General features: G+C 31.5%; 10 protein-coding genes. 1 reads left to right on the top strand and 9 read right to left on the bottom strand.

The window, feature by feature from the left end; translation table 11 throughout:
• Nucleotides 1–99 precede the first annotated feature (99 nt).
• The 8 genes from RSA29_RS12185 to RSA29_RS12150 form a co-directional block, all read right to left on the bottom strand.
• Complete coding sequence (locus RSA29_RS12185; protein ID WP_346942029.1) at nt 100–558, bottom strand: GNAT family N-acetyltransferase; 459 nt, start codon at nt 556–558, stop codon at nt 100–102.
• 259 nt (nt 559–817) lie between these two features.
• On the bottom strand, nt 818–1,276 hold the full coding sequence (locus tag RSA29_RS12180; protein ID WP_346942030.1) for a GNAT family N-acetyltransferase: 459 nt from the start codon (nt 1,274–1,276) through the stop codon (nt 818–820).
• An 88-nt stretch (nt 1,277–1,364) separates the two neighbouring features.
• Nucleotides 1,365–1,868, bottom strand: coding sequence for a GNAT family N-acetyltransferase (locus tag RSA29_RS12175; protein WP_346942031.1), 504 nt, complete (start codon nt 1,866–1,868; stop codon nt 1,365–1,367).
• A gap of 137 nt (nt 1,869–2,005) precedes the next feature.
• On the bottom strand, nt 2,006–3,793 hold the full coding sequence (locus RSA29_RS12170; RefSeq protein WP_346942032.1) for an ABC transporter ATP-binding protein: 1,788 nt from the start codon (nt 3,791–3,793) through the stop codon (nt 2,006–2,008).
• A gap of 194 nt (nt 3,794–3,987) precedes the next feature.
• Nucleotides 3,988–5,733 carry an ABC transporter ATP-binding protein gene (locus tag RSA29_RS12165; protein WP_346942033.1) on the bottom strand — a complete coding sequence of 582 codons (1,746 nt, stop codon included), beginning with the start codon at nt 5,731–5,733 and terminating at the stop codon, nt 3,988–3,990.
• Nucleotides 5,734–6,439: 706 nt separating this feature from the next.
• On the bottom strand, nt 6,440–8,368 hold the full coding sequence (locus tag RSA29_RS12160; protein WP_346942034.1) for a [Fe-Fe] hydrogenase large subunit C-terminal domain-containing protein: 1,929 nt from the start codon (nt 8,366–8,368) through the stop codon (nt 6,440–6,442).
• Between the two features lie 311 nt (nt 8,369–8,679).
• Nucleotides 8,680–9,189 carry a GNAT family N-acetyltransferase gene (locus RSA29_RS12155; RefSeq protein ID WP_346942035.1) on the bottom strand — a complete coding sequence of 170 codons (510 nt, stop codon included), beginning with the start codon at nt 9,187–9,189 and terminating at the stop codon, nt 8,680–8,682.
• A 111-nt stretch (nt 9,190–9,300) separates the two neighbouring features.
• Nucleotides 9,301–9,717 carry a hypothetical protein gene (locus tag RSA29_RS12150; protein ID WP_346942036.1) on the bottom strand — a complete coding sequence of 139 codons (417 nt, stop codon included), beginning with the start codon at nt 9,715–9,717 and terminating at the stop codon, nt 9,301–9,303.
• Between the two features lie 296 nt (nt 9,718–10,013).
• Between RSA29_RS12150 and arsM the strand changes: the two genes are divergently transcribed.
• A complete protein-coding gene (gene arsM / locus RSA29_RS12145; protein ID WP_346942037.1) occupies nt 10,014–10,814 on the top strand; it encodes an arsenite methyltransferase in 801 nt (266 codons plus the stop codon).
• A gap of 134 nt (nt 10,815–10,948) precedes the next feature.
• On the opposite strand, the gene RSA29_RS12140 is transcribed toward arsM, so the two are convergent.
• Nucleotides 10,949–15,814 (bottom strand): S8 family serine peptidase, encoded by a 4,866-nt coding sequence (locus RSA29_RS12140; protein ID WP_346942038.1) that lies wholly within the window; start codon nt 15,812–15,814, stop codon nt 10,949–10,951.
• Nucleotides 15,815–15,820 lie beyond the last annotated feature (6 nt).

Here is a 15,820-nt window from a genome sequence, read left to right as displayed (position 1 = left end):
ACAATTTACAAACTATTACCTTAGTTCTCAACCTGAAATTTGGCACTAATACTATTTGATAATTTTTCTAATGTAATCTGATACAGATTATTCTCATTACTACCAATTTTCTTTTGTTGTTTTTATACACTTAAATCCATTATTCAAATACAGCTGGATAGCTTTATTATTCAAATCTGCTACATATAATGTAATTTGATTAATTTCTGCTTGTTGCAAACGGTTAATAGCAAAAAACAAAAGTTTCCTTCCATATCCTTGATTTTGATACTTTTCCCTAACAAACAAGTGGTCTATCACATTTTCATATATTTCAACAGATCCTATCATCTCTCCATTTGTAAATAGAATGAAAACTTTAGACTTCTTTTTCATCATTTCCGCTCTTGTATAAAATGAATCTGGGTCTTGATTTGTGGCTATGCTCAAACTACGAAAACAATCACAACAAATTTTTCTATAATCATTGTAATATTCATCGTTGTAATTAACTACTTCTATACTTGAATTTACTTTTCCCCCATAATATTGCATCTCATGCACAATAACTTCTGTCATTTTTATCCCCCTTGATTTCATATTCTGTATCTTCTATACTCTCTAACTTGTCGTTAAATCCCCATAACGCTACTATTGATAATAATCTAAGATTTCAATATTGGGGTTTATAATTTAAGTCAGACTAAGCACTTAATCTAATCTGCAACTTAAATTTATGTGCTATTTTTAAGTCTCAACATCACAATCAAACCAACTATCTTACCACCCATGGTATTGTGAGTTAATATACCTTCTGATTGTGCTTATTTTGCAGGAGTTAGAGTAACTTATTCATTGATGTATAATTTGATACTCCAAATCCAAGATTTCCATATAATTGTTTCCCTTTTTCAGTCGCCATTAAATCAACTGCGGCAACCCCTAATAGCTTTGCTTCTGATAAAAGTTCAGTCATAACTTTCGTTGCAATGCCTTTTCCTCTATATTGAGGGTATGTAAAAACATTGTATACCGTACCCACAAGATATGATGAAAACGCTATTATCGGAGGTCTTTCCACTATTGACATAAATGCAGCTGCTAATACTTCATTTTCATTCTCGGCAATGATAGCAATAAATCCCTTGTTAAGGTGCTTAGTAAAATATTCTTCTAACTTAGCTCTAATATCTTGCACTTCTTCTGAAGAATACACACCTTTTTCTGCAAACAGGTATTCCATACGAATCTTTATGAGGAGGTCAATATCCTCTTTACCCATTTTTCTTACTTTCATATTTTTCACCACCTTATATTTATAATCTTCTGTTTGCACTTCACTAAAATTGTTCGTCTAAATCTAATTACTAAATTATAATTATTTTCTATAAATCTTTGCAATACATAACCTCAATAGCATCACTAAATTTCTTAGATTTTTCTGTTAAAACAAACCCATGATTTTCATAAAATTTACGTGCTCTATGATTTTCTTTAAATACCCATAACATTACTTTACTGTATCCTGCATTTTTAATATTGTTTAAGATATGGTTCATCATTTGTGTTCCATATCCTTTTCCCCAATTATCACATAAACTATGAATACATATAATCTCTGAATATCCTTCCATTTCCTCATCTCTTGTTTTATCCCAATAGGCGATACAATGAGAATTTTCTTCAATTGTCAGTATAAATCCATTCCCAATATTTTCATTCAACAACTTATTATATAAATTTACTGCTCTATTCACATCAGTATATCTATCTAAATCCTCTTTAGACAAAATACTATTAAATGCACTTTTCCATGATTCCGTTTGTATAAAAGCTAATGTATTAGCATCACCAACATCTACTTTTCGTATATTAATAACTTTCCCCACAATATTCCTCCTTTAATTTCCACAATATTTTTTACGCAGTTTATAACTAATGCCTCTTAATTCCATTGAATTATTTTTACTACTTAATATATAGGCTACATATAATATGTAGCCTATATTATGAAATATCTTGGCCCTTATGCTCCCTCATTTAGGAATCTGTATTGTGCCATATAAAGGTTATAGTAGAAGCCTCTTAGTTTTAGTAGTTCTTCATGGGTTCCACTTTCTACTATTTCACCACCATCTATTACCATTATTCTGTCACAGTCTCTTATTGTTGAAAGTCTATGAGCAATTACAAAGGAAGTTCTACCGTGAAGTAGTTTATTAATTCCCTTTTGCACTAAAATTTCTGTTGCTGTGTCAATGTTTGAGGTAGCTTCGTCAAGGATTAATATTCTTGGGTTTGCAAGAAGTGCTCTTGCGAAGGATATTAGCTGTCTTTGCCCCACTGAAAGTCTTGATCCTCTTTCATTAACATCAGTGTCATAGCCTTTTTCTAGCTTCATGATAAATTCATGGGCATTAACTGCCTTCGCTGCTGCTATAATTTCTTCATCTGTAGCGTCTAATTTACCATATCTTATATTCTCTTTAATGCTATCTGAAAATAGGAATGTATCTTGAAGCATTACACCCATTTGGCTTCTTAGGGAGTAAAGGTTAACTTTTGATACGTCTTTTCCGTCGATTAAAACTTCCCCTTCAGTGGCATCATAGAATCTACTTATTAAACTTGTTATAGTAGTTTTTCCTGCTCCAGTTGGTCCAACTAATGCGATATTTTCTCCTGGTTTTATCTTGAAGCTTACATTATGAAGAACTTGAATATCTTTCTCATATTCAAAGGTTACCTTTTTAAATTCAACAGTACCTTTAATTGTTGGCATGTCTATACTTCCTTCCATTTCATTTATGGTTGGAACCACGTTCATGATTTCAAAAATTCTCTCTGCCGCAGCAAAGTTAGTTATTAAAGTATTATAGTAAGATGAAAGATTTAGTATCGGTCTCCAAAACATGGTTGTATATGATATAAACGCTGTAATTGTTCCTATAGAAATTTCTCCACTTCTAGTTAGGTTTGCGCCAAATAGAAATACGATTAAAGTACTTGCTCCAAAAGAAACCTCCACTAGTGGCCATAACCAGTCATTAAGTTTAACTGCGTTTAAGAATCCATTTCTAACCTCGCCTACTGCATTATTAAACTTATTTGTAGTTTCACCTTCAAATGTGAAGTTTTGTATAATTTTCATTCCTGAAAAAGCTTCGTGGGTAAAACCATTTAAGTTAGAACGTTTCTGCCTAAAATTTTGCCATCTCTTTCTTGATTGGGTTTGTATTATAACTAATGTTATAAACAATATCGGCAATGTAAGTATTGAAACTAATGCTAGCTTTGCATTCATTGAGAATATAATAACTGCAACTGAAACCATTGTTAGAAATTGTGGAATTAGTGTTGTAACTGATTTATTAAATAACTCTGAAAGAGAATTTACATCTCCCACAACCCTAGCTAAAATCTTTCCAACGGGTCTATCGTCAAAGAATGAGAATGATAACTTTTGTATATGAATATAAAGTTCCTGTCTTATTGTTAGCAATATACTGTGAGTAGTTTTATTCATATTGTAGGTTGAAAACTTACTGGCATACATACCAATAAGATTCATCCCTATAAGTCCAAAACTTATTAATATAAGTCCATTTACATCCTTCGCGCCTATATAATTATCTATAGCTACCTTTAAAAGCATAGGACTTAAAAGCCCAACCCCCATTACCACTAACATTAGTAATAATATTAGACAAACCTTAACCTTGTAAGGCTTTAGATAGGCAACAAGTCTTTTAAATATATCTTTTCCCTTAAGGGTTATAATTTTTTCATCTTGATTTACTGTGTTCTTTGCCATTATGACACCTCTCTTCTCTTTAATTGCGTAAGCCTTAACACCCCTTGTCATTGTTTATTCCCTTATGACTAAAAAGTATATTCAGCCTTGTGATTGTTATAATCTATAGTGTTTATTTTAGACATCTTAAAATGAATAATAAGTGAAAATAGCCGAACTGACTGCCTTGTTTATTTTTTGAAGATGCCTTAATGTTAGAAGCTTGCAGCTTCGTCCTCTGATAACTCTAAGAAATCTTTAAATTGTGTTTGATAAATCTCAAAGTATTTACCCTCTTTCGCAAGTAGTTCTTCATGATTTCCCTGTTCAACAATTCTTCCATCTTCCATATATAAAATCAAATCAGCATTTTTTACTGCGGATATTCTATGAGCAATGATGAAAGTAGTCTTTTTCACTTCTCCATGGTATAGATTTTTAAGTAGTTCATACTCAGTTTCCATATCTAAAGCTGAAGTAGAGTCATCTAAGATTAAAATTTTACTAGCTCTTAGAAGAGATCTAGCAATACATAACCTTTGTTTTTGTCCCCCTGATAATCCTAGTCCTCTTTCTCCAATTAATGTTCCATAGCCTTCCTCTAATGCATCTACAAACTCTTTAGCACAAGCAAGTTCAATGGCTTTTTCCATCTCTTCTCTTGTTGCATCATTCTTTCCATATCTTAAGTTACTTTCAATAGTATCTGAAAATAGGAAGGAATCTTGAGGCACTATAGAGATGCTATCTCTAAGGGATTTTATATCAAGACTCTTAACATCAACTCCATCAACTTCAATGATTCCTTCAGTGGCATCGTAGTTACGTCCTAAAAGTCCCATTAATGTTGATTTTCCTGAGCCTGTGGTTCCCATAATTGCTACGGTCATTCCTGATTTAATATTTAAATTGATATTTTCAAGAACATTTTCCTCATTGTACTTAAAGGACACATTTTTAAAGGAAATTTCACCTTTAATCTCTTCTGGAACTATTGCATCTTCTGTATTTGATATCTTTGCATCTATTGCAAGTATCTTATCTATTTTTCCGATGGAAGCTCTACTTCTAGACATTAAGTTTATAAGCCATCCTAGTTCTCTCATCGGCCAAATTAACATCCATAGATAACTTGAAAATGCCACTAATTGACCTATAGATATTTTGTTGTAAATTACAAGAATTCCTCCAACACAAGTTACAAGCACTACTGAAAGATTTCCTAAGAATTCTTCAAGTGGAAAAAATTTAATCCAGATACCTGTGTGTTCCATTTGTAAATCATAATTTTTAGAGTTATATTTTAGAAACTTTAAAATTTCATGTTTCTCTCTACCAAAGGCTTTTACAAGCTTAACTCCTGCAATATTCTCCTGAGCTGTAGTATTTAATTCTGCAATATGATCACTGATTCTATCATAAACATCATCCATCTTTTTCTCAGATTTCAATGTGATATAAGCAATGATTGGCAATGTAGATAATGCCACTACTGTAAGCGGTACGCTTATCCTTAGAAGTAGTACTGATGCAATTAGAAAATAGATTACATTTTCTATGCATAGTCTAAGACCAAATCCCATAAGTTCTAGAATATTGTCTGCATCCTCCCCAACCCTAGACATTAATTCTCCTGTATTAACCTTATCAAAATAAGAAAATGATAACCCTTCTATATGTTTGAAAAGAGTTTCTTTAACTCCTTTAGATACTGTAATTCCTAAATAATCAAATAAGTATTCCTTTAAGTATCCAAATACAAACCTAACCAAAGTTATACCAACTATTGTCCATAAAACTACAGATAATAGATCATAATTTTTTGCTGTTATTACATCATCTATGAAAATTTCAGTGATGTAAGGCATTGTTAAGTCCGCTGAAATTACCATCAGCATTGATATAGTACCAAGTAAAGTTATTAATTTGTGCTGTTTTACATAGCTTAAGATTTTTTTCAAGTAAATCCCTCCTTGCTGGGTCTAATAAAAATATTTCATTATCTGCAAAACTCTGATGTCTTAAAAATTATTTATAATAAAAAAAGTCATAATCTTATACCCCTCAGGTATAGGATTATGACTTACTTTTACTATAGCGTGATTTCTTAATGAGCTTATCTCACTAAGGGCAAAACTCATCCTTGGCTTATAATAATATACTTCCTTTAACATCCATCAAGTTATAATGATAGTGTTAAATTTATAAGCATGGATAAATATATAAAAAGTCCTTGGTTACCCTAGGACTTTTCTCACAAAATAGTTATTTAAAATAGTCTTTTAAAAACCTATATTTTGAGGTAGGGTTATATTTCTAATATTAAATTGTAGTGAACTATAATTACTGGTATGCGCATTATTTCCATTAATAAACATGGATCTGACACGTACAAAATTATTATTACTTAACATATTTCCTACCTCCTTTTCTTTCTTATATTTTAACTAATCTCTATTTTTAATAATATGCCAACCTATTCTTTACTTATTTAAATCTTATTACACTTCTTTACTAAGTTTTGAAAGAATTTTTATAGTAATATAAGAATTAATTAGTATAACTAATATTTAGCACTCCTTTATTATAACCAGGTTTAGTATTTTATGTCAATACAATTTTCTGAATCTTTTTAAATTTCTTTGTATTTGTCATTTATTCTAAAATTTATTCTACTAAACTTAGTGCTGATGCTGTTATTTCTTCACTAGCAGATGCTATTTCTTGCATAGATGCTGATACATTATTAATAGCCTCATTAACTATTTCTATTTTATTGTCTAATATTTTTGCAATCTCTGTTACTTCCTTCAATATTCCCATCATCTCGTATTGATCTTCACTAGTCGATGTAGAAACTTTTTTCGAATACTCAGATAACTTTTTCACCTCATTAGCTACAACCGCAAAGCCTCTCCCGCCTTCACCAGCTCTTGCTGCTTCAATTGACGCATTTAACGATAATAAGTTTGTCTGATCCGCCACCTTAACAATTTCACCGGTAGCATCACTAAATCTATCCATCTTTTCACTCATAAGATTAATACTTTCTTTTAATTTATGTGCTGTATCCTTTACATGTAATGATTCAATATTTATTTTTTCTACATTGCTCGCATTTAAAGTATTTTGTTCCGTAACTGCTTCTATTTCAGCCATTATTTCCCTAACACCTTTATTTAAAGTTTCTGCTTTCCTAATTCTCTCTTCGCTTAATTTATTATATTCATCTAATATTTTAACTTGCTCATCCTTTTCTTTTAACATTTCCAACTCATTTACAATTTCTTTTTTATTATAATCTATACAATTAGAATATATATTAATCTCATTATGTATTGCTTTAACCATAACATCACAATAATTATATCCACATGAAGAGCAGTTTATTTTTCTTTCGTTAGCAGTTATTTTATTTAGTTTATTAAAAATTTTATCACGTTCTATTTCACTTGGGTCTTTAATATATGACTTAATGGATTTGCCTTCATATTTCCTAAAAAAATCTTCTACTCTTAAATTCTTATCAAAATTATCGAATAACCACTTTTCCTTTTTCTTAGGTATTCTACCCTTTTTTTCTTTCCTTTTTATATTTTTTAAGGAATTAAAAATCAAATCACTGTCATCTAAAAATGAATCGCCTACAGAATCATCAAAATTTGTTCCTGTTCCTAAATTACATCCGTAAGAGCAATTAAGAATGTCTACTAAAAGCGGCAACTGCTTATTATTTTTAGTACTCTCACTATAACCATTTAAATATTTATATGCATGATGTTGACCTTCTATTTGTCTAATCCAAGCATCTGGCATATTATATTCCACATTTTCCCTTAACCCTCCAGGTCTGCTGAATAAAAATCCTAATCCACAATCTACTTCATCAAATTCATACTCTTTGTAAGAATCTATATTTATTTTATTATTTTTAATATACTCCTCTAACCTTTTAAACGTAACATTATAACTAATGTATCCTTTAGTATTTTTATTATGGATTTCATCTGATTTAGCTATACACGGTGATAAAAAAGCTATTCTATCCTTAATATTTTTATATTTATTCATGTAAATTGCTGTACATATCATTGGACTATTTATCGGTGCAAGTTTATCAATTAATTCGGTTTTATACATCTCAATATAATTTACAATTGCTGGACAAGGCTGTGCAATTATTGACTTACCCTTATTCTCATTTATCCATTTTAAATAAGCCCACACTACTATATCAGCGCCATAAGACACATCATATATAAGGTTAACCCCCATTTTTTTCAAAAATCCAAAAAGCTTTTTATAGTCTTTAGTAGTTGCTCTAATTGCTGGAGCTACTACTAAAGATATATTAACCCCTGATTTTAAATCCTGGAAAAATCCCTCTGTATCATCCTTAAATCCTCTCGCATTGTGATCACAAACTTTTATACATTCACCGCAATGAATACATTTATCCCCGTTAATTTTTATCTTATTACCTTTTTCTGTACTATAAGCTATATTCGCTTCAAAAATAGGACAGTTACTTATACACTTGTTACACCCAAGACAATTCTCCTCATTTAAATAAATTAGCCCCTCATATGTATACATATTATCTTTCCCCCAATATGATAATTTTATCTTATAATGCAAAATTATACATTAAGTGCTATATAATTACAATAATTGTTTGCGATTGTTTATTTTAATAAAACTTATATTATTAGGTTCATTTCTTGAAATTCAGATTTTTTACATTACTAAAATAACCCAAACATAAATAAAATAAACAGGTTAGTTAGGTAACGTTCAATTACCTAACTAACCTGTTTAACCCTAATATATTAAATACATATTTGAATTATTTGTACATTAAAATCATTTATACATTTGATACATCTGAGCTCTACATATTCTGCATATTATTTAAACTCTAACGCTAAATCTGTTAAAGCCTTATCACACACTCTATATACAGTCCACTCATCCATAGGTATTGCTCCAAGTTGTTTATAGAATTTTATTGATGGCTCATTCCAGTCTATACACCACCACTCAAATCTTCCACAATCTCTTTCAACTGCTAAGTTTGCTAAGAAAGCAAGAAGAGTTTTCCCAAGACCTTTTCCTCGCATTTCTGGCTTTACATATAAATCCTCTAAATATAAACCGGGTTTCCCAGTAAATGTTGAAAAATTATGAAAAAACAATGCAAAACTCACCGGCTTTCCATCATATTCACCAATTATAACCTGCGCTCCCTTACGTACAAATAAGGATTCCATTAGAATCTCCTCTGTTGCAACTACCTCATGCAAAAGCTTCTCGTAATCTGCAAGTTCCTTTATAAATTGCAAAATTAATGATACGTCTTTTTCCTCTGCAAATCTTAATACATATTTATCTACTTTAGTTTTTATTATGCTTGTCATTGTTTAATCCCCCTAGTAATAATCCTTTGTATCTTGTTATTTATACATGTATAACTTTAAATTTATTCTAAGCTATATATATTATATTCGTTGATAGAATGTAAATTTCCTTTATTTATACTTAGACAAGTCCCATTTGCCAGCTGTAGGTGTATTGTTTTTTTTCTTATTAATACTTTGTTGTATAACTAATACCATTGCAAATGTCGTACAGGTAACCGTAGTAGACTTTTGAATTTCACTTTTATTTGCTTTAAATATTTTTTCCTCTTCCGCTAATTCCAATTTTTCCTCTTCTGTTAAAATTTTTGATGTTTTATACTCTATAGCATCTTGTTCTTGAATTAATACCATACCACTAAATGTACCTAAAAATGTACCATAAGCTGCTATGCATATTAGAACCATTATACTTGTATTTTTAAGCCAACTATCTGATAGTTTATACCTACATATTACATTTTTACCAATGTAGATGACTACCCCAATAAATACCATAATATTTAATATTAGCAATAACGTTAACATATTAACCCCTCCTCAATTTATACTGTAATTATATCATATATAATTGATTTAATTGCTTTTTTTTCCATAAATATAATTTGATGATAAAATTATAACTAAGTTTATATCATTTTTGAATTATGTAGCTATTTTGTGTGTATTTTTTGTATTTCATATATAATAATAGATATTGACTGAAAACATTTAAGTGAATAATTAGTAACATAATGAGTAATATAATTATAAATCTATGTTCTAAATAATCAATTATAGTGAATTATTTTATTTAAACCAATTATAAAAAGGAGAATTGAATTATGAATTCAAATAAAAATCTTAATATAAAGAATGCAGTCCGTGAAAGCTATAAAAGTATCGCCCTTGAATCTATAAAAAAAGGTGACTGTTGTGGTAATAACAAAAAAACTGGAATTACACTAAAAAAATCTGCCACAGAAATCTCTAGTAAAATTGGATATTCTGAAGAAGATATAGCATCAGTTCCAGAAGGCGTAAATATGGGATTAGGCTGTGGTAATCCTCTTTCTATTGCTAATCTTAAATCTAACGAAACTCTCCTTGACTTGGGTAGCGGAGGTGGATTTGATTGCTTTTTAGCTTCAAAAAAGGTAGGTCCTTCTGGTTTTATCATTGGAGTTGATATGACCTATGAGATGTTAAGAAAAGCTAGAAATGCTGCTTCTGATTACAACTATAAAAATGTTGATTTTAGACTTGGAGAAGTTGAAAATCTTCCTGTTGCGGATAATACTGTGGATGTAGTTATCTCCAACTGTGTTATTAACCTATCTCCAAACAAACAAAGAGTATATGATGAGGTGTTCAGAGTTTTAAAATCTGGTGGACGTATTGCCATATCTGATATAGTACTTATGAAAGAGTTAACAAATGAAATGAAAGAAGATGAAAATCTTTATTGTGGCTGAGTTACTGGGGCCTCTTCAGTTGAAGAGTTAACTTCGTACTTAGAAAAATCAGGATTTAAAAACATTGATATTACTACAAAGGCTGTTCCTAAAGAATATGAAGAAAAATGGGGTCATAACTTAAAGGTTGGCGAATATATAATGTTGTCTTATATTAACGCTACTAAGTAATGTAATTATACATTTTATCTAATCTCATTAATTTTTATAACTTATTAATATTTCCCCAAGTATCTTCTATAAAATAAAGGACTGAAATAGCTAATGTAATTTAGCTATTTCAGTCCCTTTATTTATTTATTTATTTATTTCCTTTTTCTTAAACCCAATGCTCCAATTGCAGAAGCAACTATTCCACCTATAACCATTAATCCACTTCCAACTATTCCACCTGTTTGTGGTAGGTTAATTTCTGGTTTTGATGGTTTTGATGGTTCCTCTGGTTTTGCTGGTTCCTCTGGTTTTGCTGGTTCCTCTGGCTTTACTTGTTCTTTTTCTGACATTACATATTTTTGAACTTCACTTATATTTCCTGCTTGATCTATAGCTCTTGCATAGATTGTAGCTTTTTCAGCAACTTCTACAGGGGCTGTATACGCAACCCATATTTTATTATCTAAGCTATATTCCATTTTTGCAGTATCTTCGTCTGTTGACGTTAATATAGCTTTACCCTTTGATTCTGTTATAGCTGGTGATTTAGGCGCAGTTCTATCTGGCACTGTATAAGTTACCACTCCACTTACATTCTCAGCTTTATCTATAGCTCTTGCATAAATAGTTCCTTTTTCAGCTACCTTTACTGGTCCTGTGTAAACTGTCCATGTTTTATTATCTAAGCTATATTCTATTTTTGCTGTGTCTTCATCTGATCCAACTAATGTTACCACACCTTTTTCTTCAGTTAGCACTGGAGCTTTAGGTCCTGTTTTATCTGGTATTGTATAACTTACAACTCCACTCACATTTCCTGAATCATCTATAGCTCTTACATAAATAGTTCCTTTTTCATCTACCTTTACTGGTGCTGTGTAAACTACCCATGTTTTATTATCCAAGCTATATTCCATTTTTCTTGTATCTTGATCTGATACAACTAATGTTACCATACCTTTTTCTTCTGTCAACACTGGAGCTTTAGGTGCTGTCGTATCTGGTACTGTAGGAACCACAGGTGCTGTTCTATCTGGCACTGTATATTTTGTAACCTCACTCACATTTCCTGACCCATCTACAGCTCTTACATAAATAGTTGCTTTTTCAGCTACCTTTACTGGTGCTGTATATGCTGTCCATGCTTTATTATCTAAGCTATATTCTATTTTTGCTGTATCTTCATCTGATTTAACTAATGTTATTAACCCTTTTTCTTCTGTTAAACCTGGTGCTTTAGGTGCAGTTTTATCTGGAGTCGGTGCAATTTTATCAACTTTATTTACGATAATCTCTTTAACCGTAACATGTCCTGCTGTATCTAATGCTTCAACTATTATTTTATTTTCACCATCTACTAATTTAACTTCGTATGCAAGCTTATGCTCAGCTGATGGAAGGGTATCAAAATATGACCAATCTGGTGCTATATTTTTAACCATATTCCCATTCACTTTTATTTTTAAGCTTGGTAAATTATCAGTTAATTTACCTGAAATAATTATAGAATCATCTGTAGTTTCTTTAGGTGTATTATCCATTTCTATAACTGGAGCTACTGTATCTACAAATATTTTATGGGCAAATCCTATTTCATTATTTGCAGCATCTCTAGCCGCTACCATAATGCTATGATATCCATCTTTTAATTCTACTTCTGCTGAGAATTCCCAAATTCCCTTATGAGTATTAAACTTTAATGGTGTGTTTTTACCTTGAATAGTAAATTCAGAGATTGCAGACGCATCTTGAATAGTTCCTGTAACAACTACTTTACTCTGATTTACTACTCCAAAGAATTCAGGCCCACTCACCATAACTGTTGGTATTGTTTTATCACCTTCAGAAGGTCCAGTTGGCTCTTTAAACTCTCCTGGTATAGCTTCTGATAAATTAACAACTTCTTTATTTCTTGCATAGTCATATATCTCTAAAGTACAGTTTTTATAATCAACATCCTTTAAATTAAAGATCCCTGTATCATTAGTAGTAATCTCTTTTCCTTCATTAACCAATACATATTTATAAACTTGACCTACATTATTGTCCTCTGCAACTACTGTTAACTGATTTGTTTGTTTATCATAGTCAATAGATTTCATAGTCGGCTTAACTGTATCTACATTTATTTTAAAATCAAAATTTTGCCATTTTGCATCCTCGAAATCTATTCTAGATTTAACTCTATAGGTATACTGACCATCTTTAACCATAGTATTATTTGCTTTTCCATCCCATGCAGCCTCGTTTAATATGCTATATTTAGGTTTTTTACCATCATAGTAATGCTTTGTTAAATTAGCATCCTGATATATGGTTCTTATAACATCTCCATTACTATTTAAAACCTCAACTTCTAATTCTTTAGCATTTCTTAGATATGAAAGTATAGGAGTTATTGCATCATTAGCTCCATCTCCATTCGGTGAAAATGCTATTTTGTTTCCATCTGCTACTTTTCCATTAACATTAACACCTAGGAAATCATAATCACCACCACCAACGGCTGTCCCCATAGCTGTAAATCCATAGAATGAATTTCTTTCTTCATCATATATTGATGCGTCTATAATTGGCGCTTTATCCCACTCACCTTTAAATCCAACGTATGGAATGCTTAACTCTGGATTAATATCATTTGGATCTGTTAAAGTAACAAAGCCTTCCACATATCCACCATTAACAAATGCTTCTTCCATTGTAACTCCACCATAAGCGGTTATCGTATTACTTAAATCTATAGTAACATTCAACATTTCACTACCTTTGGCAGGCACTGAAATAATTTTATTATTAAAAGATATTGGAAACTGTTTACTGCTTTTATCAACTAAATTTTGTGCTTGCAAATACGTGGAATCCTCATCACTTAAATCTGTTTGAACTGTACCTGCTACATTGTAAGTTAATTCTTTATCGCTATAATTTTTAATTTCTACAGTAAATGTTGCAGATTTCCCTAATATTTCTTTTAAGTTTACTTTGCATTCTCCACTAGTACTATCTGTAACTATTGCAGGTGTTGTAGTTGCTGCCTGTAAATCCATAACTCCTGCACCCTGTCTTCTAGGTGATGTATAGTTGGCTCCAGCAAGTACTCCATATTTTTGCAGATTACCATTATCAACATGAGCCTTTGCAGTACTCATTAATAAATTTTTAGCCATCAAAGCTCTAGCTTCTCCAGTTAATGCAAATTCTTTATCAACTCTTTGAAGTACTAGTGCCGATCCTCCAGCAACATGCGGTGCAGCCATAGATGTTCCACTCATATTTTGATATCCATTATTGTTAGCTGTAGACCAAATATTTCCGCCTGGTGCAGTAATTTCTGGTTTAAATTCTAAATTTGGAGTTGTTCCCCACGATGTAAAAGTCGACATTTTTCCTGCTGATGGATTAACAGCTGATGCCGATTTTCCATTTAATATAACTGCTGTATCTTTTATCTTGCTTTCATTTGAAATCGCAATACCGTGAGATCTACCTATAAATATTGCTGGTATATTACCACCCTCTGTTGGATAAGCCATATTCATAAGACCATCCCCACCAGCAGCACTATTGTAGACTATAACGCCAATAGCTCCAGCATTTTGAGCATTCAGTATCTTTTCAGAAAATGTAAATGTTCCACGCTGAATTAATGCGATATTCCCCTTAACTGCTGCTGTGAAGTCAGCACCACTTCCACCAAGCCCACAATCAACTACTTTAAGATTTTTACCTTTAAATGCATCTAACATATCTGGTCCCGCAATTGTATAAGGTGCTATACCTGCTACACCATTTATTTCATATTCTAAACCAAACCCACTTAGAATATTATTTTCGATAGATGCTACTTGAAGAGAATCTGTAGCAAGTCCAGGTGATCCAACAACACCATAATCTGGATTTGCTGCATATGGATTTTTATATCCACTACCAAATACATTTGAGTTGCCAGCAGATATTGCCATAACAACACCGTTGTCTACAGCTCTATTAACAGCGGCCTGTTCTAAATCTGTATCATCAACATATGATGCCGTAGAACCTAAGCTCATGTTAACAACATCTGCTCCAAGAATAACAGAATCATCTATAGCTTTTACAATAACATCTCCGAAGGTTGAACTCATAGATGGATCATTACCAAATACTTTCATAGCAAGGATTTGAGCTTCTGGAGCCACACCTTTAATTCCATCATTTTTTACATCTCCGTTAGCGCCTACAGTCCCTGCAACATGCATACCATGCATAGATGCATCTGGTCCTAAATCTAATATTTCTTGATTTTGATCCATATAATTATATCCGTAAGGCACTTTTGAAGTTCTATAAGTACCAGCTAATTTCTTATCTTTAGCTATAGCTTGTACTTCATCTATCTGGAGTTCCGCTTTAGTAGGATCTGTAACTAGCATATCTCTATGAGTTGAATCTACGCCGGTATCAACAACTGCAACAACGGTACCCTCTCCATTATATCCTAACGCCCAAGTTTCTTTAGAATTTATTATATCTCCACTATTATTCATCATAGGCTCTGGTCTATCATATTCATTCGCAATTGTAACTGATTTAACACCTTTTACTTCTTGTATTTTTCTTGATTCACCCAAGGTTGTTTCAATACTAAATCCATTTGCTACATTTGTAAAAGTATTAATAACTTCAAACTCAATACCCTTATTACTAATATCATTTTGGACAGTGTCTTGAACTTTTAAAATTGACTTCTGGATACTCTTAACCTCACCAGTATTCATTTCATCAATCTTCAAGCCTTTTCTAGTTGCAATTTCAATTACTGGCTCTGACTCAAGCTCTACAACAACTCTAACTTTATCAGATTCCTTAATACTTTTAAGTCCATCTTCCTGATCAATTTGTGCTTGTAAAACCATAATTTGTTCTTTGCTCTCACCAAGTGACTTTATCAGCTCATTAGGCATGGCTAAAGCTGATACATTAGAACCAAGCACCAATGAAAGTGAAAGTCCTACCGCTATCCCTTTTTTTAAATTCATTCAAAT

Source organism: Clostridium sp. (genome assembly GCF_036660475.1).
In the GTDB taxonomy this organism is placed as follows: Bacteria; Bacillota; Clostridia; order Clostridiales; family Clostridiaceae; genus Clostridium_J.
The sequence above is the reverse complement of the archived record's forward strand: the minus strand, read 5'-3'. Positions and strand labels throughout refer to the sequence as shown.

Excerpts from the sequence above, each read along its gene's own strand:
- RSA29_RS12160 (WP_346942034.1), bottom strand. The coding sequence starts at position 8,368 with ATGTATACATATGAGGGGCTAATTTATTTAAATGAGGAGAATTGTCTT.
- RSA29_RS12185 (WP_346942029.1), bottom strand. The coding sequence starts at position 558 with ATGACAGAAGTTATTGTGCATGAGATGCAATATTATGGGGGAAAAGTA.
- RSA29_RS12140 (WP_346942038.1), bottom strand. The coding sequence starts at position 15,814 with ATGAATTTAAAAAAAGGGATAGCGGTAGGACTTTCACTTTCATTGGTG.
- RSA29_RS12170 (WP_346942032.1), bottom strand. The coding sequence starts at position 3,793 with ATGGCAAAGAACACAGTAAATCAAGATGAAAAAATTATAACCCTTAAG.
- RSA29_RS12180 (WP_346942030.1), bottom strand. The coding sequence starts at position 1,276 with ATGAAAGTAAGAAAAATGGGTAAAGAGGATATTGACCTCCTCATAAAG.
- RSA29_RS12150 (WP_346942036.1), bottom strand. The coding sequence starts at position 9,717 with ATGTTAACGTTATTGCTAATATTAAATATTATGGTATTTATTGGGGTA.
- RSA29_RS12155 (WP_346942035.1), bottom strand. The coding sequence starts at position 9,189 with ATGACAAGCATAATAAAAACTAAAGTAGATAAATATGTATTAAGATTT.